The organism is Achromobacter insuavis (assembly GCF_902859645.1).
GTDB lineage: Bacteria > Pseudomonadota > Gammaproteobacteria > Burkholderiales > Burkholderiaceae_B > Achromobacter > Achromobacter insuavis.
The window spans coordinates 1-20,005 of the sequence record NZ_CADIJR010000101.1 but is presented as its reverse complement, the minus strand read 5'-3'; the positions used below and the strand labels follow the sequence as shown (position 1 = coordinate 20,005).

Here is a 20,005-nt window from a genome sequence, read left to right as displayed (position 1 = left end):
GCCAGCGCGGCGCCGCCCCGGCCAGCCGCGCCAGGCCCGCCAGGCGACCGGGATCGACCCGCAGCAGCGGGCCGTCGACCGGCGTGAACGGCCCATCGGCATCGTCCAGCGCCAGTGTCACGCCGTATTCGGCGCACAGCGCGCGCGCATGCGTCACATCGCCCTCGCGCGCCGGCGTCAACACCGCGCGCGGCCCCTCGCCCGCCGTCGCGCCCAGGTCGCGCAGCGTCCCCTGGCACAACAGCCCCAGCCGTTGCAGGAAGGTGGCCCAGGGCGTCTGGGCGGGCCGCCGGCCCAGGAGGAAAGCGCGCCGTGATGGCTGCATGACTACAATTCCCTTTATTCCGCTTCAAGTAGCCTTCGAGAGTCCGATGCCCCGCCTTGCCGCCCGTACCAACGAATTCCTGACCTTCCAGGTCGTCGAGCTGTTCAAGCAGGCGCAGGCGCTGCAGGCGGCGGGCAAGGACATCATCAGCCTGGGCATCGGCGAACCGGACTTTACCGCGCCGCCCCAGGTCGTGGAAGCGCTGCAGCGCGCGGCCCAGGCCGGCCAGAGCGGCTACAGCGCCCCCGCCGGCCTGATGCCGCTGCGCGAGGCGATCGCCCAGTTCTACCACGACCAGTTCGGCGCCACGATCAACCCGCGGCGCGTCATCGTCACGGCCGGCGCCTCGGGCGCCCTGACCCTGGCCTGCGCCGCCCTGGTCAACCCCGGCGGCGAAGTCCTGATGCCGGACCCGTCCTACCCCGCCAACAGCAACTTCGTGCTGGCCGCCGGCGGCCGGCCGCGCCTGATCCCCAGCTCCGCCGCCAAGCGTTTCCAGCTGTCGGCCGAGGACGTGGCGCAGCAGTGGACCGACGCCACCCAGGGCGTGCTGGTGGCCTCGCCCAGCAACCCCACCGGCACCTCCATCGACCACGGCGAACTGTCCAGGCTGCTGGCCGAGGTGCGCGCCCGCCACGGCTTCGCCATCGTCGACGAGATCTACCTGGGCCTGTCCTATGAAGGCCAGGCGCGCTCGGCGCTGACGCTGGACGACGACATCATCGTCATCAACAGCTTCTCGAAGTATTTCCACATGACCGGCTGGCGCCTGGGCTGGATGATCGTGCCCGAGGACATGGCCGCCCCGGTCGAGAAGATCGCCGGCAGCCTGGCCATCTGCGCCCCCACGCTGGCGCAGCATGCCGCCCTGGCCTGCTTCACGCCCGACGCCCTGCGCACCTTTGAACACCGCCGCGAAGCCTTCAAGCAGCGCCGCGACTACCTGCTGCCCGAGTTCGAACGCCTGGGCCTGAAGGTGCCGGTCAAGCCGGACGGCGCCTTCTACATCTACGCCGACATCAGCGACTTCGGCACAGACAGCGCCAGCTTCTCGCAACGCCTGCTGCTGGAAGCCGGCATCGCCGCCGTGCCCGGCCTGGACTTCGGCCCCGCCCATGGCCACCACACCATGCGCTTTTCCTACGCCACCGGCCTGGACCGGCTGGAAGAAGCCGTGGCCCGCCTGGGCAGGCTGCTGGGCCGCTGAGGCGCGCCCGTCGGCCCGGCCGCCTCGGACCGGGCCGCCATATCGGCGCGGGCGCCTGCCACGGGCGGGACGCGCCGATACACTGGTCGGGCGGCCGCGCGCCGGCCCGCCTTTCCGTCTGACGAAACCTTAACGTTCAGATAATCCTTGCCATGCAAAATCGCCGGGCGGAACGGGTCCTTCCCGTTCCTCGCGCCCAGGCGCGCCGCCTGGCCATGGCCCCGCCTCGCCCTCCCGCCAGCGCCGTCCGGACGCAATAGCCAAGCCTATGGCGGCGCGGCCATTGCCGGCCCGGGCCACCTATATTTTCCGGGGCGGCGACCGGCACCGGGCCGCCTTTCCCTTTTTCAAGAGTCAATACATGTTCAAGCGGAACACGACAAGGATCCGCCGCCCGCGGCGTGGCGCGCTGGCGGCGGCGGGATGGCTCATCGCCTGCCTGCTGCCGCTGGCGGCCCATGCGGTCGGGCCGGGGTGCCAGCTCGACCCGACGCGGGCCGGCAACTACATCGAAAACAAAGGGATACAGGCCGCGCCCGGACAATTCGCGCCAGCGCTACTGTCGCTGGACAAGTCCAATCCGCCAGGCACGGTCGTCTATGACGCCCCTCTGCCGCCCGTGCCATGGGTGTGCGTCAGCGACACAGCAGCAACCAGGAAGCCGTTCCTGGTGTCGGGCACAAACTTGGCGCCGGTCATAAACGAGTTGCGCAAGGCCGGGCTGAAACTCGTCATTCAGATCAATGGCTATCCGGACTGGGTACCGACGGGCAACACGACGGACGACAGATTCCCCTTGAGCAACGAGAGCTACGCCCCCAAGTCCGCCACGGACAGTACGTTGACGGCAAACGGGTTGCTGCTCGGCAGGCTGCGGCTGGTCACCGTCACGCCTCCGACCAGACCCGTCAGGGCCTACTTCCCCGCGTACACCGACCTCGTCAGGATGCACTACGGATTCATCCACACCAATCACATCGAAATCGGTTCGAACAACGCCACGGCCATCAGCCTCATCCCGACCTGCATCGCGAAGATCTCGACGCCGGGTTCGGTCTACCTGGGCCGGGCGTACAGCGCGGGCAATCTTCCCCTGCCCAAGCCGCAGCAGTTCACCATCGTCGCGGATTTCGACACGGCCTGCGATGGCGGTTTCAACGTCCTCGACCTGGGCAGCATGGTGGTTCCCCTGCGGATCAAATTCGAACCCGAGGGCAACACCGCGCTGACGTCCCTGGGCCGGGGCATAGAACTGAAAAACACCGATGGGGCGCCAAATGGCCTCGCGCTGAAGATCAAGCAAAACGGCGTCACGCCGATCACTTTCAACGCCTGGCATAACAGCGAATCGTTGACCACCAGCCTGCGCCCCAGGAATCTGTATTACTCGGCGGAACTGGAGAAGACGGGAACAACGCTGGTGCCGGGGGCATTCAGCCAGCAGGTCACCATCCTGGTGGCATTCCAATGAGCGCGGCGCCGGCGCTACCCGGCGCGCCGAGCGGCCAGCGGCCGCCACCTCAGGCCACGGGCCAGGGTCAATCCCGGGCCAGCGCGATGCCCGAGGCCAACGCCAGGCGGCGGCGCTCGGCCTGCACCTTGGCGCCGTAGCCGTTGTCGTCCGGCCCGGTCGAGCCGACGTAGCAGGCCAGGCCGCCATCGACCGAGCCGCGCCGGTTGATGCAGTCCCTCAGGATCGTCGCCCCGACGGCGATGTTGGCGCCCGGGTCCAGCGGGTTCTTGCCGACGGCATCGAACTTGTCCTGGTGCACGCTGGTCATCACCTGCATCAGGCCCTGCGCGCCGACGTGGCTCTCGGCCAGCGGGTTGTAGCGCGACTCGATGGCGATCACGGCCAGCAGCAGGAGCGGATCCAGCTGCTTCTCGCGGCCCACCTTGTACACGGTGTTCAGGAGCGGGCCGGTCGCGTCATAGGCGACCTTGTACTTGCGCGAAATGTAGTTGCGCAAGGCTTCGGCCTGCGGGCCGGTGGCGACCATGGCAGGCTTCTTGGGCGTCGCGGGCGCGGCGCGGGCAGGCCCCAGCATGCCGGTCGCATTGCTGGACGGCGCGGTGGGCACGGCCATGGCGATCGCCGACGAAGTATCGACGCCGAATTCGGACCCGGCTTCGGATTCGACGCCGGTCTGCATGGATGAAGGCGCGAGGGCGGTCAACAAGGCTTTGTGCACTTGCAATGCCTGGTCGCGCAAACCAGGCAGGGCGAATCCCATGCTTACCGTCACGATCACCGCGATGCCCAGGTAGACGGAGCAGATGCGCAGCGATTCGGCAAGATATTGGTGCACTCCTTGGGCCATGTTCCTGAACAGGCTGGCCACTGACGCATCGGGCATAAAACCTCCTGCGTGGAAAAAGAGGGAGTCAATGTTAACCTCTCTTTCTCCCCAAGATGTAACCAAATAGCCGGGATCTGTAGTGAAATACCGCGACCTTAGAGACTTCCTCGCTCAACTCGAACGCATGGGCGAGCTCAAACGCATCGCCGCGCCGGTCTCGACGCGCCTGGAAATGACCGAGATTTCCGACCGCGTGCTGCGCGCCGAGGGCCCCGCCCTGCTGTTCGAAAAAGCCCGGCACGACGGCAAGCCGGCCGAGATGCCGGTGCTGGCCAACCTGTTCGGCACGCCCTCGCGGGTGGCCCGCGGCATGGGCGCCGACGACGTCAGCGCGCTGCGCGACATCGGCGAGCTGCTGGCCTCGCTGCGCGAACCCGAAGCGCCCAAGGGCTTTCGCGACGCGCTGGCCAAGGTGTCGATGCTGAAGTCGGCCCTGTGGGACATGAGCCCCAAGAACGTCAAGAGTCCGGCCTGCCAGGAGATCGTCTGGGAAGGCAAGGACGTGGACCTGACGCGTCTGCCGATCCAGACCTGCTGGCCCGGCGACGTGGCGCCGCTCTTGACCTGGGGCCTGGTGATCACGCGCGGCCCTAACGCCCGCCGCCAGAACCTGGGCATCTACCGCCAGCAGCTGCTGGGGCCGAACAAGCTCATCATGCGCTGGCTGTCGCACCGCGGCGGCGCGCTCGATTTCCGCGACCACGCGCTGGCCCATCCGGGCACGCCCTTCCCCATCGCCGTGGCGCTGGGCGCCGACCCGGCCACCACGCTGGGCGCGGTCACGCCGGTGCCGGACAGCCTGTCCGAATACCAGTTCGCCGGCCTGCTGCGCGGCTCGCGCACCGAGGTGGCGCAGGCGCTGGGCAGCAACCTGTCGGTGCCGGCCTGGGCCGAGATCGTGCTGGAAGGCCACCTGCTGCCGTCGTCGGATCCGCGCGCCATCGCCCCCGTGGTGCCGGACGGCGTCAACCCGCCGCCCAACAGCGACTACGAGATGGCGCTGGAAGGCCCCTACGGCGACCACACGGGCTACTACAACGAGCAGGACTGGTTCCCGGTGTTCACGGTCGAGCGCATCACCATGCGCCGCAATCCGATCTATCACTCCACCTACACCGGCAAGCCGCCCGACGAGCCCGCCGTGCTGGGCGTGGCGCTCAATGAGGTGTTCGTGCCGCTGCTGCGGCGCCAGTTGCCGGAAATCGTCGACTTCTACCTGCCGCCCGAGGGCTGCAGCTACCGCCTGGCGGTGGTGTCGATCCGCAAGCAGTATGCCGGCCACGCCAAGCGCGTCATGTTCGGGCTGTGGAGCATCCTGCGCCAGTTCATGTACACCAAGTTCATCGTGGTGGTGGACGAGGACATCAATCCGCGCGACTGGAAGGAAGTGGTGTGGGCCATGACCACGCGCATGGATCCGGTGCGCGACACGCTGCTGGTCGAAAACACCCCCATCGACTACCTCGACTTCGCCTCGCCGGTGTCCGGCCTGGGCGGCAAGATGGGCCTGGACGCCACCAACAAATGGCCCGGCGAGACCCAGCGCGAATGGGGCACGCCCATCACCATGGACGCCGACGTCAAGAAGCGGGTGGACGACATCTGGGGGCAGCTGGGGCTGTAGGGCGCAGGGGCCGGTCGCCGGCCGCGACGGCCGGCCGCGGCGCGCCGGCAACCGCGCGGCGCGCTGCCCTCACGCCTGTCAACCGGACACGCCGGTCTCCATCCGCCGAGGCCGCTTCGCCCGGGGCCGCTCGATGCCCGGCGTGGCAACGGCGGGCGCCTGCAGATACGGAATCGCAGCGTCGCGGCGCAGCGCCACGCAGCCGGCGCCGCGCGCCTGGCCAGGCGGTGTGCGGGCCTGCTGGCACAACAGCAACACCCCGCCCAGCGCGAACCGCTGGTAGCCGCGCACGGCCTGCGCGCCCTTGACCGACACAGGCGGCAGGCCGGCGGCGCTGGCCGCCGCGGCCGCTTCGGGCTTGACCAACAGGTACATCATCGGCCCGGTCTGGTACACCCCCATCGGCTTGAGCACCCACTGCACCAGGCTGCCGTACTGGCCGGCGAGCAACACCACCACGCCGAACACGACGATGGTCCACACGGTCATCTTGCCACGGCGGCTCGCCTGGGCCGGCGTGGACAACAGCGCCAGCACGGGCAGGAAGCTCAATGCGAAGGTCAAGGCCAGCACGAGCGCCAGGGTGAAGACAAAACCAAGCGCGTCGGCCAGCGGTTCCAGCAACGCCACGAGGACCAGGAACGGCGCCAGGCTGGTCAGCATCAGCGCCGCTCCCAGCCCCGCGGCGCAGGCCAGCCAACGGCCAAAGCCGGCTTGCGCCTCCCACTCGCGCCGCAAAGGCTTGCGCGCAAGCACCGCGGCCAGCAGCATGCCCCCCAGGCACAGGACGCCGCCCGCCAACAGATAGCCCCCGATGCCGGCGCCCGGCATCCAGCGCTCGATCGCGTCGATCCGGCCGCGCGCGCCGGCAAGCACCGCCAGCCAACCCAGCATCGTCATCGCCGCCAGGCGGGCCGTCGCGGAGAAACGCGCGCCCCGCGCCGCGCGATCGGCCAGCGTGTCGCGCAGGCCGCCAAAGAAGATCAGCGCCGGCGACACGATGAACAGCGTGGGCAGCAGGCAGCCCAGCACGCCGGCGGCCAGCAGCACGCCCAGTCCGCTCCACGACACCACCGCATCCAGGAACAGGCTTTCCCAGCCCGCATCGCGCAGATACAGCCAGATGCCCAGGCCCGGCACCACCAGCCACAGCGGCAGCAGCTTCCAGACGATGTCCAGCACATCCCGGCAGATCGCCAGACGCCCGCCCAGTCCCGGCGCGGCGGCCGCGTCGGCGGCAGACGTCCGCCGGAAAGGCCGCGGCCACGGACGAAGGGGGGGCTGCATGCTGGGGGTGCGAGACATGTCCAAACCTATATGAGAATTGGACGCATTTTATTTCAAATTTAAGGGACGGAAAGAAGCGGCGCGGCAAAAAGAAACCCCGCCGGTCGGGCGGGGTCGTGGGCGCGGCCGGATGGCGCAATGGCGTCAGCGCGCGTCGTCGTCCTGGCGCGCATCGCGCCACAGCTTGAACAACTGCCAGCCCACCAGCGCGCCGCCGGCCAGCTTGAGCAGTTTCGACTTGCCGCCGCCCCGCATGAACATGGCCGACAGCGACGAACTGATGAGGGGATAGCGCCGCGCCAGGCCGATGGCCTGCATGGCCCAGCGCGACGCGCCGCCGGACGCCAGGCCCGGCAGGAAGCTCTTGAGCAGCGCGGCCGGCTCGAGCTTGCGCCCGGCCGACACGATGCCCTGCGCCAGCGACTCGCGCTCGATCGCGGCGCGGGCGCGCAGCAGTTCGATGCGCACGGCGCGATCGACAGCGGGAGACCGTTTCGTCATGGTTCAGTCCTCCTCGCGCCGGCGCGCCCGGTCGTCATCGTCCTGCGCGTCGCGCACGCGTTCGAGCAATTCGGCATCGCGGCCGAGCTCTTCCAGCGTGGCCGCGAACGGCGCCGGTCCGTAGACCAGGCCGTGGCGCACCACCAGCAGCAGCGCCACGCCGACCACCAGATAGAAGGCCGCCAGCAGGCCCAATGCCAGATAGCGGTCTTCGGTCGGCCAGAACGCCACCGCGACCGTGATGGTGAACACCAGCACCGCCAGCGTCAGGAACAGCAGGGCGGCGAACGCCATGCCCAGCAGCTTGAGCAGGCGCGCCTTCTCGCCCGCCGCCTCCAGCGCCAGCAATTCGAGGCGCGTGCGCGCCAGCCCGACCAGGCTGGACGCCACGCCAAAAACAGATTTGCGTAGACCCATGGCAAAAGGACACCGGGCGGGGGACGCGGCGAAACGCCGGCGCCGCCCGCCCGCCCGGAGGTCCTGCCTTATCAGCGGCGGCTGATCAGCAAGCCGAGCAGCAGGCCGGTCACGCCTGCGATGCCGATGGCTTGCCAGGGATTGTCGTGCACGTAGTCATCGGTGGCGCGCGCCGCCTTCCGACCGCGTTCGAGCACCGCGTCCTGGGCTTCGTACAGGGCTTCGCGGGTGCGCTTGAGCGAGGTCATGGCGCGTTCGCGCAGTTCGGCGGCCTTGTCGCCCGTGCTGCTGGCGGCTTCGCGCAGCAGGCTTTCAGCGTCATTCAGGCTGGTCTTGACACTGTCGATGAGTTTTTCTTTTGCGACGTCTTCGGATTTTCTCGTGGCCATGTTTTGAGCTCCTGTAGTGTGTCTATGACGAAACCATCATACCAGCCGCTCCGCGATGGGCCCGGCCGGCTTGCTACCGTGTGCTACTTGATTTGCGTAATCTCAACGGCGGATTTCACGCCGCCCTGGTCGATATCCTGCTTCATGACCAGATTGACCGCCGGGCAGTACCAGTCGGTGACGGTGGTGTTCATGCCGGGGATCGGAATGGTCAGCCCCTGGAAGGTGGCCATGGTGGGATCGGAATTGCGCGTGTACGTGACCGGATGGCAGGACTGCTGGCCCAGCGCGGTGCCGATGCTGGCGGCGCGGCCGACGGTCTTCTCGCCGATGCGCACCGTGGTGCTGGGCTGGCCGCCGACCGGCGCTTCCTTGCCGATCTTCAGGCGGAACGACGAGCCCGGCAGCTTCTGCCCGGGGTTGAGCTTGCCGTCGTAGGCGAACAGGCCCAGCATGCGCAGGTCGAACTGGCCCTCGGACGGCTGCGGCGCCTCGCCGGCGTTGGCGTACTTGAGGAAGGTGGCCTGGCCGCCCTTGACGGTCATCAGGTAGTCGAGCTTGGACTTGCCCGGCGGCAGGCCCGCGTAGCTGAAGCGGGCCACGCCCTGCACGCGGGCGCGGCAGTTGTCGCCATTGCTTTTCGTAACCTCGGTGAAGGCCAGGTCGGCGCCCAGCGCGATGTTGCCCGAACCGGTCAGTTGCACCGCGCCGCCCTCGTGCATGAACTTCGCATCGCAGACACCGGCCTGCGCCACGCCGGCCGCGCCCAGCGCGCCGGTCACCAAAACCAGGGATGCCAATTTTCGCAATGCCACAAGCCACTCCAGAAATCCAGGACACGCCGGCGCTGCGCGCGCACGGCTGGCTTGATACTACACCGGTTGGCAAAACGCACGCATGACGGAACGTGTCAGGCGCAAGGCGGGCGCGTGACCGCGCCGGCCCATGGGCATCGGGTCCGCGCGTCAGGCCACGGCGCGCGAACCCGCCGCCACCGGCTCGTCCTCGGCATCGGGCACCGCCGCCAACGCCACCGGCGCCGGGGTCCGCTCGGGGTTGCCGTGGCGCCGGTGCAGGAAATCCACCACCGCCGCGCGGCACGACAGGTAGACCGGATCGTTGGCCAGCCGCACCCGGTCGCGCGGCCGCGCCAGCGGCACCGGCAGGATCTCGCCGATGGTCGCGGCCGGCCCGTTGGTCAGCATGACGATGCGGTCGGACAGCAGCACGGCCTCGTCCACGTCGTGCGTGACCATGATGGTGGTGGTGCGGGTCTTGGCGACGATCTTGAGCAGCTCGTCCTGCAGGTGCGCGCGGGTCAGCGCGTCGAGCGCGCCGAACGGTTCGTCCATCAACAGCACGCCCGGCTCGATCGCCAGCGCGCGGGCGATGCCGACGCGCTGCTTCATGCCGCCGGAGATCTCGCGCGGCAGCTTGTTCTGCGCCGGCAGCAGGCCCACCAGGTCGAGCGCGGCGCGGGTGCGCTCGGCCAGCTGGGCGCGCTTCTCGGTGGCGCCGAAGACGCGCTCGACCGCCAGGTGCACGTTCTGGAAGCAGGTCAGCCAGGGCAGCAGCGAATGGTTCTGGAACACCACCGCGCGGTCCGGCCCGGGGCCGGTGATTTCGCGCTCGGCGCACAGCAGCACGCCGCTGGTCGGGCGGGTCAGGCCCGCGATCAGGTTCAGCAGGGTCGATTTGCCGCAGCCGGAATGGCCGATCAGGGTGATGAACTCGCCCTGCTCCACCGTCAGGTCGATGTCGCGCAGCGCCACGAAGGCGCCCTTGCGGGTGGCGAAGGTCTGGCCCACGCGTTCGATGCGTACGAATTTCTTCATGGCGCTACTCCTCGGTGTAGGTGAAGCGGCGGGCCAGCGCGACCAGCAGCGTTTCCAGGATCAGCCCGACGATGCCGATCACGAAAATGGCGATGACGATGTGCTCGACCTTGAGGTTGTTCCACTCGTCCCACAGCCAGAAGCCGATGCCGGTGCCGCCGGTCAGCATCTCGGCCGCGACGATCACCAGCCAGGCGGTGCCGATCGACAACCGCACGCCGGTCAGCATGTAGGGCAGCACGGCCGGCAGCAGCACCTTGGTGGTGACCTTCCATTCCGACAGGTTCAGCACCCGCGCCACGTTCAGGTAATCCTGCGGCACGCGCGACACGCCGACCGCCGTGTTGATGATCATGGGCCAGATCGAACAGATGAAGATCGCCCAGATCGCGGCCGGATTGGCGGCCTTGAACAGCAGCAGGCCGAGCGGCAGCCAGGCCAGCGGCGACACCGGCCGCAGCAGGCTGACGATGGGCGAGAACATCGCCCGCACCGGCGCGTAGCGGCCGATGGCGAAGCCCACCGGAATGCCGACCAGCGCCGCCAGGCCAAAGCCGATGCCGACCCGCTGCAGCGAGGCCAGCAGGTTCCAGCCGATGCCCTTGTCGTTGGGGCCGTTGTCGTAGAACGGGTCCGAGAACAGTTCCACCGCCGCGCGCCAGGTCACGCCCGGCGTGGGAATCTCGGGGATGCGCATGGCCACCACCTGCCAGACCAGCACGAACAACGCGAAGCCGGCCACCGGGCCGACCACCGCGCGCAGCGCCGCTTCCAGGCGCTCGCGCCAGGCGTCGGCCCAGGGCGCCGCCCGCGGCGCCGGCGCGGCGGCGGGCGCGGCCCGCTCCATACTCGTTACGGTAGACATCGCGATTCTCTCCTGTGCAAAGGGGCGCTCAGGCCTTGACCTTGAAACCGTCGGCATAGGCCGTCGGGTTGCTGCCATCCCAAACGACGCCGTCGATCAGGGTGGAGCTGCGCATCTCGCCGGCGGGCAAGGCAATGCCGGCGGCCTGCGCGGCCTGCTTGTAGACATCGATGCGGTTGACCTGGCGCGCCACGGCCAGATAGTCGGGATGCTCCTTGAGCAGGCCCCAGCGCTTGTGCTGGGTGAGGAACCACATGCCGTCGCTCAGGTACGGGAAGTTGGCCGCGCCGTCGCCCGAAAAACGCATCGCGTGCGCGTCGCTCCAGCGCTTGCCCAGGCCATCGTCGTACTGGCCCAGCATGCGGTCGACGATGCCGCTGGCGTCGGTGTTGACGTAGGACTTTGCGGCGATGGTCTCGGCCGTCTTGCGGCGGTTCTCGGGCGAGGCGTCGATCCATTTGCCCGCTTCCAGGATGGCGGCGGTGACGGCGCGCGCGGTGTTCGGATTGCGCGCCACGAAATCGGCGCTGGTGCCCAGCACTTTTTCGGGATGGTCGGTCCAGATGGCCTGGGTGGTCACCGAGGTGAAGCCGATCTTGTCGAGGATGGCGCGCGCGCCCCACGGTTCGCCCACGCAGAAGCCGTCCATGTTGCCCACGCGCATGTTGGCCACCATCTGCGGCGGCGGCACGGTGATGACCTTGGCGTCCTTCATCGGGTCGATGCCGTAGGCGGCCAGCCAGTAGTACAGCCACATGGCGTGGGTGCCGGTCGGGAAGGTCTGGGCGAAGGTGTATTCGCGCTTCTCTGACGCCATCACCTTGGCGAGCGATTCGCCATCGCGGGCGCCGGCCTGCAGCAGCTTGTTCGACAGGGTGATGGCCTGGCCATTCTGGTTCAGGTTCATCAGCACGGCCATGTCCTTCTTCGGCCCGCCCACGCCCAGCTGCACGCCGTAGATCAGGCCGTACAGCACGTGGGCCATCTCCAGCTCGCCGTTGAGCAGCTTGTCGCGCACGGCGGCCCAGGAGGCTTCCTTGGACGGCGTGATGGTGACGCCGTACTTCTTGTCGATGCCCAGCACCGAGGCCATGACCACCGAGGCGCAGTCGGTCAGCGGAATGAAGCCGATCTTCACCTCGGTCTTTTCGGGGGCGTCGCTGCCCGCGGCCCAGGCGCCGGCGCGCACCAGCGGGTCGACCAGCGACAGCAGGCCGGCGCCGGCCACGGCGCGCGCGGTGCCGGCCAGCCACTTGCGGCGGCTGGCGTCGGTGGTCGAATCCGGACCCGTGGCGGCGGGCAGGCGGGGTTTCACTGGCGTCATACGAGGCTCCTGGCAAAAAAAAACGTCCCGCGCGCCGATCGGGAACAACCCGTTGGCGCTGCGGAACGTCGTTGTTCCCTGCCGCGGATCGCGGCGCTTGGCGTGGACGGACCGCGCGCGGCCCGTCCATCAACGGTTAAGCAATCGGCGTGCCAAGTGTCCTGGCGCGCCCGTCACGGTCGCCGCGCACCCGCGCGCCCACTGCGTTTGCGGCGATCCGCGAGGCCGTGCGCGGCCGCGCCGGAAACCGCGCCCGAAGATGGCCGGCGCGCCGCGCGATCCAACTTGGTGCGTAAACGAATGCGGCGACGCACCATCGATGTGCGGGCGGTTCCCGCGGCCTCGAATCCGGCGCCCTGCTCGCCCCCGCCGCTCCCGGGGCCGGGCGTCCCCGCCCTCGCGGGCGCTGCCCGATGCGCTTATTTCCTGGCTTGGCCGGCGCCTGCACGCGGGCATGGAACTTGCATGAGTTGAGCCGGCGCAACCCGCGGGCGGGCCGCGCCAAATAAGTTGTGGCTATATGGATTCAAGAAATCAGAAGTTGTGGGGATGAAACCCGATCCCTATGATCGTTTGACCTTCTGCCGGGTGCGCCCGAGGCTGCGTGATGAAGCTTTTCCCGATATTTGCCGATCTGAAAGACCGGCCCGTGCTGGTCGTGGGCGGCGGCGCGGTGGCCGAGCGCAAGACGCTCGCCCTGCTCGAAGCCCATGCCGATGTCGCCGTTGGCGCGCCCGAGCTGACGCCGGCGCTGGCGGAGCTGCTGGCGGCGGGCCGCATCCGCCACCTGGCGGGCCGCTTCGACCCCGCCTGGCTTGATGGCGCGTGGCTGGCGGTGGCCGCCACCGATGACCGCGGCGTCAACGCGGCGGTCTCCGACGCCGCGCGGGCTCGCCGCATCTTCAGCAACGTGGTGGACGATCCTGAACTGTCGTCGTTCCAGGTGCCGTCCATCGTCGACCGCTCGCCGGTCATCGTCGCCATTTCCTCGTCGGGCGTGGCGCCGGTGCTGGCGCGGCGCCTGCGCGAACGCATCGAATCCCTGTTCGACCACAGCCTGGGCCGCCTGGCCGGCCTGGCCGAACGCTACCGCCAGCGCATCCGCGCCGGCCACCCCGACCTGGGCGCGCGGCGCCGCTTCTATGACTGGCTGCTGGACGGCCCCGTGGCCGGCCTGCTGCGCCAGCAGCGCCCGCAGGACGCTGAAGCCGCGCTGCAAGCCGCCCTGGCCCAGCCGCTGGCGCCGGCCGAGGGCAGCGTGGTGCTGGTCGGCGCCGGCCCCGGCGATCCCGGCCTGCTGACGCTGAAGGCGCTGCGCGCGCTGAACGAGGCCGACGTGATCCTGTACGACCGGCTGGTCAGCGACGACATCATGTCGCTGGCGCGCCGCGACGCCGAACGCATCTCGGTGGGCAAACTGCCGGGCGAGGACCATCACGCGACCCAGGCGCGCATCCACGCCCTGCTGGTCGAGCACGCCCGCCTGGGCCGCCGCGTGGTGCGGCTCAAGGGCGGCGACGCCTTCATCTTCGGCCGCGGCGGCGAGGAACTGGAACACCTGCGCGCGCACGGCGTGCGCTACGAGGTGGTGCCCGGCATCACCGCGGCGCTGGCCTGTGCGGCCTATGCCGGCATTCCGCTGACGCACCGCGAGCACGCGCAATCGGTGCGCCTGGTGACGGCGCACTGCCGCGAGGACGAGGACAACCTGGATTGGCCGGCGCTGGCGCGCGAACGCCAGACGCTGGCGTTCTACATGGGCGTGGGCCAGCTGGAACTGCTGACGCAGCGGCTGATCCGCCATGGCCGCGCCGCCACGACGCCGTTCGCATTGATCGAGAACGGCAGCCGGCCCGAGCAGCGGGTGCTGTCGGGCGCGCTTGAGGACCTGCCGCGCCTGGCGCGGGCGCACGCCATCCGCTCGCCCGCCCTGCTGATCGTGGGCGAGGTGGCGGGACTGGCGCAATCATTGCATTGGTTCGGCGAGCACCTGGAAGGCGCGCCGCAAAGACTGGCGGCGTAGCGCCCGCCCGGCGCGGCCGCTGGCGGCCGATGGCGGCGGGCCCGGGCCACGCCGCCCGGGGAGGCAGACTTCAGTCGGTCTTCTGGGTGGTGCCGAAGATGCGGTCGCCCGCGTCGCCCAGGCCCGGCATGATGTAGCCATGCTCGTTCAGGCCGTCGTCGATGGACGCGGTGTAGATATGGACGTCCGGGTGCTTGGCCAGCACCGCGTCGATGCCGACCGGCGCGGCCACCAGCACCAGCGCGCGGATTTCCTTGCAGCCGGCGCGCTTGAGCAGGTCGATGGCGGCGACCATGGAGCCGCCGGTGGCCAGCATCGGATCGACGATCAGCGCCAGGCGCTGGTCCAGCTCGCCCACCAGGCGTTCCAGGTAGGTGTGGGCCTCCAGGGTCTCTTCGTTGCGGGCCACGCCCACCACGCTGACCTTGGCGCCCGGGATCAGGCTGAGCACGCCGTCCAGCATGCCGATGCCGGCGCGCAGGATGGGCACCACGGTGACCTTCTTGCCGGCGATCTTCTCGACCTGCACGGCGCCACACCAGCCTTCGACGGTGGCGGGAGCCAGCGGCAGGTCCTTGGACGCTTCGTACGTGAGCAGCGCGCCCACTTCCTGCGACAGTTCACGGAAGCTCTTGGTGCTGAGGTCGGCGCGACGCATGATCCCGAGCTTGTGGCGGATCAGCGGATGGCGGATTTCGTGCACGGGCATGTGCGTAAATCTCCAGAATATTGATAGACAGGGTTGTTCGCCTCAGGCGCCGCCGGAAATACGGCGCGCGCCCGAGAATCGTAATCGGTTTGCCGGGTGGATGCAGGGGGCCGCGTCAACCTTTATTGTTCGGCCAGCCAGGCGATCAGGGCGTCGTCGAAGGCCCGCACGGCGCCGGCCTGCTCGTGGTTGACGATGCTGACCACCACATAGCGCTTGCCGCTGGCGCCCAGCACGTAACCGGCGATCGAGCGCACGTCGCGCAACGACCCGGTTTTCAGGTGGGCCATGCCGAGCGTGCCGTCGCCTTTCATGCGGCGGCGCACCGTGCCATCGACCCCGGCGATCGCGAGGGATGAAATGTACTCCGGCATGACGGGGGAATTCCAGGCCACGGTCAGCATCGACGCCAGGCTGTCGGCCGACACCCGGGCGTCGCGCGACAGGCCGGCGCCGTTGTCGATCACCAGCTCCGGCATGTCCAGGCCCTGCTTGGCCAGCAGGCCCTTGGCCACGGCACCGCTGCTGGCCACGGTGGCCGGCCGGCGGCCCTTTTCCGCGCCCAGGGTCAGCAGCAGCGTGCGCGCCATGACGTTGTTGCTGCGCTTGTTGATCTGGCGGATCACCTCGGCCAGCGTGGGCGAGTCGTGCGAGGCCAGCACCACGGCGTCGCCCGGCACCATGCCGGAACGCACCTGGCCCTTGAACGTGCCGCCCAGTTCCTTCCACAGCAGGCGGAAGACCTCGGTGGCGTAATCGGTCTGCGACAGCGCCAGCCTGTACAGGTCGAATTCGCCGCAGGAACCGGCCACCTTGCCGCTGACGCGCAGGGTGATGCCCTGCTGGGTGATGACCGGGTCGGTGTTGACCACGGGCGCGCCCGGACAACGCGCGTCGCTCCATTCGACCCGGCCCTCGATCTTCAGGCCGGGCAACGGCGGGTCGATCAGCGGCACCCACTTGTTGGCGGCGGAGTCGGGGGTGAACAGGATGCGCACCGCGCCAAAGCCCACCATCAGCGCGTCGGGACTGGCGTTGTAGGCGCGGTCGGGGGCGCCGTCGAAGGCGCCGGGGTCGGTGGCGACCTGGCCGAAGATGCTGCGGTCGATCACCAGGTCATTGATCTGCTTGACGCCGCGCAGGCGCAGTTCGCGCAGCAGCACCCACAGGTCCTGCATCAGGAATTGCGGATCGCCGCCGGCGCGCAGGTAGAGCGGCCCCGACAGCACGCCCTTGGCGTCGGGCCGGGCGCCCGGCTCGGTCATGAAGGCGGTGCGCCAGACGTAGTTGGGGCCCAGCTCGGACAGCGCCGCCCAGGTGGTGACCAGCTTCATCACCGACGCCGGGTTGCGCGCTTCCTTGGCGTTCAGCGTCGCCAGGCGCGGACCGCCGACTTCCTGCACCACCAGCGACAGCGAACTGTCCGGCAGCTTGCTGGCCTTCCAGGCGTTGACCACGCTCGGGGGCAGGCCCTGCACCTGGGCGCAGGCCGTGCCGGCCGCCAGGGCCAGCAGTCCGCCGGCCAGCCATTGCCGCGGCCCGCCCACACGCTTTTTCCCTAGTCCCGTCATGCCCTGTCCACCCGGTTGCTCGTGCTGCAAAACCGTGAGCATACAAAACCTGGGACGGTTACGGGCGGCCGCGCCCGCCGAAAGCGCGCGCCGGCCGCCCTCGCCGGGGGGCGGCTACTGCAGTTTCCACTTGCCGCCGGCCACGGTGGCCATGACCAGCGCGCGCTCGTCCAGGCCGTTGTGGTCGGTCGGGCTCATGTTGACCACGCCGGTGGCGGTCGGCAGGTTCTTGACGCTCTCCAGGGCGTCGCGCAGGGCCGCGCGGAATTCCGGGGTGCCGGGCTTGGCCTGCTTGAGCGCCACCGGCACGGCCTGCTGCAGCAGCAGGCCGATGTCCCAGGTGTAGGCGGCGAACAGCGACACGCTGCCCGGGCCGTTGGCGGCCTCGTACTTCCTGGCGAACGCCTGGGCCGTGGCCTTGACCGGGTGGGTGTCCGGCAGCAGGTCGGCCACCATCACCGGCCCCACCGGCACCCAGGCGCCGTCGCAGGCCGGGCCGCAGACGCGCAGGAAGTCGTTGTTGGCCACGCCGTGGTTGAAGTAGATCTTGCCCTTGAAGCCGCGTTCGCGCAGCGCCCGCGCCGGCATCGCCGCCGGCGTGCCGGAGGCGCCCACCACCACGGCGTCGGGGGCGGCGCCGACCAGCTTCAGCGTCTGCGCCACCGCCGAGGTGTCGGTGGGCGCGAAGCTTTCCTTGCCGACGATCTCGATGCCGTGCTGCTTGGCGGCCTTTTCCACTTCCACCCAGAAGGTTTCGCCCAGGGCGTTATTGAAACCGATGAAGGCCAGCTTCTTGACGCCGTTGGCGGCGGCGTGGCGGGCGATGCCCTCGGCCATCAGGGAGTCGGAGTGCGGCGTCTTGAAGACCCAGCGGCGCTTGTCGTCCACCGGGTCGATCAGGCGCGCCGACGAGGCTAGCGTGATGACCGGGGTGGCGCCGCTGGCCACGGTGTCCAGCATGGCCATGGTGTTGGGGGTAGTGGTCGAACCGATGATGAGGTCGACCTGGTTTTCCGAGATCAGCTTGTGCGAATTGCTGACCGCGCGGGTGGTGTCGGAGGCGTCGTCCAGCACCACGTATTCGACCTTGGCGCCGCCGATCTCGGTGGGCAGGAGGCTGATGGTGTTGCGTTCGGGAATGCCCAGCGAGGCCTGGGGACCGGTGGTGGACAGGGTGGCGCCGATCTTCACCTGCGCCAGCGCGGGCGCGGCGCCCGCGACCAGCAGGGCCGCCAGCGCGGCCGTCAGAGTGCTACGAGGGGTCATGCGGTGTCTCCTTTGGGCGCGGATATCGTTATGCGTCTTGCCGATCCGCTACGGCGTAGAAAGCGTTATACGACGGGATCCCCCAAGTGCGACAGAAAGGACCCATTATGGAAAACCAGGGCGCCGCCGTGGTCGTCGGGGGCGTGCAGGCGCCGCACCTCGCCGATCAGCACGGCGTGGTCGCCCACCTCCAGCACCTGGCGGGTGGCGCACTCGAAGCGGGCGGCGCACTCGTCGAACACGGGAATGCCGTCCTCGGTGGCGTACCAGTCCAGCCCGGCGTAGCGGTCGGCCACCGGCTGCGAGAACACCCGCGCCAGGTCGCGCTGCGGCGCCCCCAGCACATGGATGGCGAAGCCGCCGCGCGAGGTGAAGTCGGCGTAGTGGATGCTGGCGCGGCGCAGGCTCCACAGCACCAGCGGCGGCTCCAGCGATACCGGGGCGAAGGAATTGACGGTCAGGCCGATCGGCCCGTCGGCGCCGGCGGCGGTCACCACCGTGACGCCGGTGGCGTAGCGCCCCAGCGCCCGGCGCAGATGGGCCGGGCTGAGATCGTGGCTGGCGCTCATGGCGGCTTGCGCGGGGCGGCCGGTCAGGCCGGCACCGCGCTGGCGGGACGCACGCCCGACAGCGGCATGGCTTCGGCCATCAGCCGCTGCATCGAGTCCAGCACCCGGTCCTGCGGCATCAGGCCGAAGTTGTGCAGGCTCATGACGTGGTCCAGGCCCATGTCGGCCAGCCGCGCCAGCTTGTCGGCCACGGTGCGGGCCGAGCCGAACAGCGACAGGCCGCTGGCGATGATGTCGTCGTAGACCTGCTTGCGCGCATACAGGCGGGTCTCCACGTACAGGTCGAAGGCGCGGGCGGCGCGTTCGCGGGCCTCGTCGTCGGTCGCGGCCACGTGGGTGTGCAGCGCCACCGCCGCCATGCCGCTGGCGTCCTCGATGCCGGCCTCGGCCAGGCCGCGGCGGTAGTCCTGCATCATCAGGCCGATCTCCTCGAAGTTATCCACCGCCGCGTAGGGCACGAACAGCATGCGGCGGCCCTGGCGGCCGACGTGGTAGGCGGCCTCGCGGCGCAGGATCGCCACGTACACCGGCACCGGCTGCTGCACCGGCTGCACGTTCAGGCGCACCTCGTGGATGCGGTTGAACTTGCCTTCATGGCTGACGCGCTCGCCGGCCAGCAGGCGCTCGACCAGCATCAGGTTCTCGTCGAAGCGCTCGCGCTTGGTGGCCGGATCGACGTCGTAGCCCTCGAACTCGTGCTTCAGATAGCCCGAGCCCACGCCCAGCGACAGCCTGCCTTGCGAAAGCTGGTCCACCAGGGCATAGTTTTCGGCCACCGTCAGCGGGTTGTGGAAGGTCAGGATCGAGATCGCCGTGCCCAGCCGCAGCCGCGTCGTCTGCTGCGACAGCGCCGCCAGGAACACCGCCGGATTGGGCACCGCGCCATATTCATGGAAATGGTGCTCGGCCACCCAGAAGGTGTCGTAGCCCAGCTGTTCAGCGCGGCGCGCCTGCTCCAGCACCTGGCCGTAGAGCTGGCCCAGGCTGCGGGGCTGGTCGGGGTAGTGGTCCTGCACCGAGAAGATGGACATCTTCATTGCTTGTCTCCGTCTTTGTCCGTCCGCGCCCCGGGCCGGTCATCCAGCCCGGATGTTTGTCCGCCACGGCACGCTGATGTATTTTTTAGTGATACACGTATTCTAATAAGAGACAAACTGATGTCAACAGAAAGCAGCACCGGGATCCAGTCGGCCGAAATCGCCCTGGACGTCCTGACCCGTCTGGCCGAGCTGGGCGGCGCCGTGTCGGTGTCGGAACTGGGCCGCAGCCTGGACATGCCGCGCGCCAAGGCGCACCGCTACCTGGTGTCGCTGGAGCGGCGCGGCTACGTCGAGCAGGATCCGGCCAGCGCCCGTTACCGGCTCGGGCCGCAGGCCCTGCACACCGGGCTGGCGGCGCTGGCCGAGGTGGATTTCGTCAAACTGGCGGCCGGCTGCCTGGAAGACCTGAGCGCCGCCATCGGCCAGACCGTCTTCATCTCGGTCTGGGGCCAGCACGGCCCCACCATCGTCCAGTGGCGCGACGCGCGGCTGCCGGTCACCGTCAACGTGCGCGTCGGCTCGGTGCTGCCGCTGCTCAACAGCGCCACCGGGCGCGTCTTCGCCGCCTGGCTGCCGGAAGCGCTGGCGCTGCCGCGCGCGCTGGCCGAATGGGACACGGCGCGGCGCCAGGGCGCCGACGCCGCGCAGTGGCTGGACGATCCCGCCGCCGCCGGCCTGCCGCTCGATCCGGCC

The 20,005-nt window shown here is 69.4% G+C and carries 19 protein-coding genes and 1 pseudogene; 5 read left to right on the top strand and 15 right to left on the bottom strand.

Going from position 1 to position 20,005, the window contains the following annotated elements; genetic code table 11:
* Nucleotides 1-325, bottom strand: a pseudogene (locus tag H0523_RS28810) (FAD-binding protein); the annotation flags it as partial.
* A gap of 46 nt (nt 326-371) precedes the next feature.
* Here H0523_RS28810 and H0523_RS28805 point away from each other — a divergent pair.
* Both H0523_RS28805 and H0523_RS28800 read left to right on the top strand, forming a co-directional pair.
* Complete coding sequence (locus tag H0523_RS28805; RefSeq protein ID WP_054428542.1) at nt 372-1,532, top strand: pyridoxal phosphate-dependent aminotransferase; 1,161 nt, start codon at nt 372-374, stop codon at nt 1,530-1,532.
* Between the two features lie 361 nt (nt 1,533-1,893).
* The gene (locus H0523_RS28800) at nt 1,894-3,003 is read left to right on the top strand and encodes a fimbrial protein (protein WP_082404336.1); all 1,110 of its coding nucleotides are present in this window, start codon (nt 1,894-1,896) and stop codon (nt 3,001-3,003) included.
* 67 nt (nt 3,004-3,070) lie between these two features.
* Here the strand turns inward: H0523_RS28800 and H0523_RS28795 are convergent, their stop codons facing one another.
* Nucleotides 3,071-3,889, bottom strand: a complete 819-nt coding sequence (locus H0523_RS28795; RefSeq protein ID WP_006390870.1) for a lytic transglycosylase domain-containing protein — start codon at nt 3,887-3,889, stop codon at nt 3,071-3,073.
* Between the two features lie 82 nt (nt 3,890-3,971).
* On the opposite strand from H0523_RS28795, the gene ubiD reads away from it, so the two are divergent.
* Nucleotides 3,972-5,516, top strand: a complete 1,545-nt coding sequence (ubiD, locus tag H0523_RS28790) for a 4-hydroxy-3-polyprenylbenzoate decarboxylase (RefSeq protein WP_054428544.1) — start codon at nt 3,972-3,974, stop codon at nt 5,514-5,516.
* 78 nt (nt 5,517-5,594) lie between these two features.
* On the opposite strand, the gene H0523_RS28785 is transcribed toward ubiD, so the two are convergent.
* The 8 genes from H0523_RS28785 to H0523_RS28750 form a co-directional block, all read right to left on the bottom strand.
* Nucleotides 5,595-6,803 (bottom strand): hypothetical protein, encoded by a 1,209-nt coding sequence (locus tag H0523_RS28785; RefSeq protein WP_180180232.1) that lies wholly within the window; start codon nt 6,801-6,803, stop codon nt 5,595-5,597.
* Nucleotides 6,804-6,947: 144 nt separating this feature from the next.
* Complete coding sequence (locus H0523_RS28780) at nt 6,948-7,304, bottom strand: hypothetical protein (RefSeq protein ID WP_054428546.1); 357 nt, start codon at nt 7,302-7,304, stop codon at nt 6,948-6,950.
* A 3-nt stretch (nt 7,305-7,307) separates the two neighbouring features.
* Entirely contained in the window at nt 7,308-7,721 is a 414-nt protein-coding gene (locus H0523_RS28775; protein WP_054428547.1) for a phage holin family protein, read from the bottom strand.
* Between the two features lie 71 nt (nt 7,722-7,792).
* A complete protein-coding gene (locus H0523_RS28770) occupies nt 7,793-8,110 on the bottom strand; it encodes an ElaB/YgaM/YqjD family protein (protein ID WP_054428548.1) in 318 nt (105 codons plus the stop codon).
* A gap of 83 nt (nt 8,111-8,193) precedes the next feature.
* Nucleotides 8,194-8,919, bottom strand: a complete 726-nt coding sequence (locus H0523_RS28765; protein WP_054428549.1) for a hypothetical protein — start codon at nt 8,917-8,919, stop codon at nt 8,194-8,196.
* A 156-nt stretch (nt 8,920-9,075) separates the two neighbouring features.
* Nucleotides 9,076-9,945, bottom strand: coding sequence for an ABC transporter ATP-binding protein (locus H0523_RS28760; protein WP_054428550.1), 870 nt, complete (start codon nt 9,943-9,945; stop codon nt 9,076-9,078).
* A 4-nt stretch (nt 9,946-9,949) separates the two neighbouring features.
* Complete coding sequence (ntrB, locus tag H0523_RS28755) at nt 9,950-10,792, bottom strand: nitrate ABC transporter permease (RefSeq protein ID WP_180180233.1); 843 nt, start codon at nt 10,790-10,792, stop codon at nt 9,950-9,952.
* Between the two features lie 46 nt (nt 10,793-10,838).
* Nucleotides 10,839-12,113 carry a CmpA/NrtA family ABC transporter substrate-binding protein gene (locus tag H0523_RS28750; protein ID WP_054429214.1) on the bottom strand — a complete coding sequence of 425 codons (1,275 nt, stop codon included), beginning with the start codon at nt 12,111-12,113 and terminating at the stop codon, nt 10,839-10,841.
* Nucleotides 12,114-12,741: 628 nt separating this feature from the next.
* On the opposite strand from H0523_RS28750, the gene cysG reads away from it, so the two are divergent.
* Nucleotides 12,742-14,157, top strand: a complete 1,416-nt coding sequence (cysG, locus tag H0523_RS28745; protein ID WP_054428552.1) for a siroheme synthase CysG — start codon at nt 12,742-12,744, stop codon at nt 14,155-14,157.
* A gap of 70 nt (nt 14,158-14,227) precedes the next feature.
* Here the strand turns inward: cysG and upp are convergent, their stop codons facing one another.
* From upp to H0523_RS28720, 5 genes are all read right to left on the bottom strand, one after another.
* Nucleotides 14,228-14,866 carry a uracil phosphoribosyltransferase gene (gene upp / locus H0523_RS28740; protein WP_054428553.1) on the bottom strand — a complete coding sequence of 213 codons (639 nt, stop codon included), beginning with the start codon at nt 14,864-14,866 and terminating at the stop codon, nt 14,228-14,230.
* A 122-nt stretch (nt 14,867-14,988) separates the two neighbouring features.
* Nucleotides 14,989-16,437, bottom strand: coding sequence for a D-alanyl-D-alanine carboxypeptidase/D-alanyl-D-alanine endopeptidase (dacB, locus tag H0523_RS28735; RefSeq protein ID WP_054428554.1), 1,449 nt, complete (start codon nt 16,435-16,437; stop codon nt 14,989-14,991).
* A gap of 114 nt (nt 16,438-16,551) precedes the next feature.
* Nucleotides 16,552-17,703, bottom strand: coding sequence for an ABC transporter substrate-binding protein (locus H0523_RS28730; RefSeq protein ID WP_054428555.1), 1,152 nt, complete (start codon nt 17,701-17,703; stop codon nt 16,552-16,554).
* A 65-nt stretch (nt 17,704-17,768) separates the two neighbouring features.
* Nucleotides 17,769-18,272 carry a flavin reductase family protein gene (locus H0523_RS28725; protein WP_054428556.1) on the bottom strand — a complete coding sequence of 168 codons (504 nt, stop codon included), beginning with the start codon at nt 18,270-18,272 and terminating at the stop codon, nt 17,769-17,771.
* A 23-nt stretch (nt 18,273-18,295) separates the two neighbouring features.
* Nucleotides 18,296-19,309, bottom strand: coding sequence for an LLM class flavin-dependent oxidoreductase (locus H0523_RS28720; protein ID WP_054428557.1), 1,014 nt, complete (start codon nt 19,307-19,309; stop codon nt 18,296-18,298).
* 120 nt (nt 19,310-19,429) lie between these two features.
* Between H0523_RS28720 and H0523_RS28715 the strand changes: the two genes are divergently transcribed.
* Nucleotides 19,430-20,005, top strand: a 576-nt coding sequence (locus H0523_RS28715; RefSeq protein ID WP_180180231.1) for an IclR family transcriptional regulator, incomplete at its 3' end; no start/stop codon positions are given.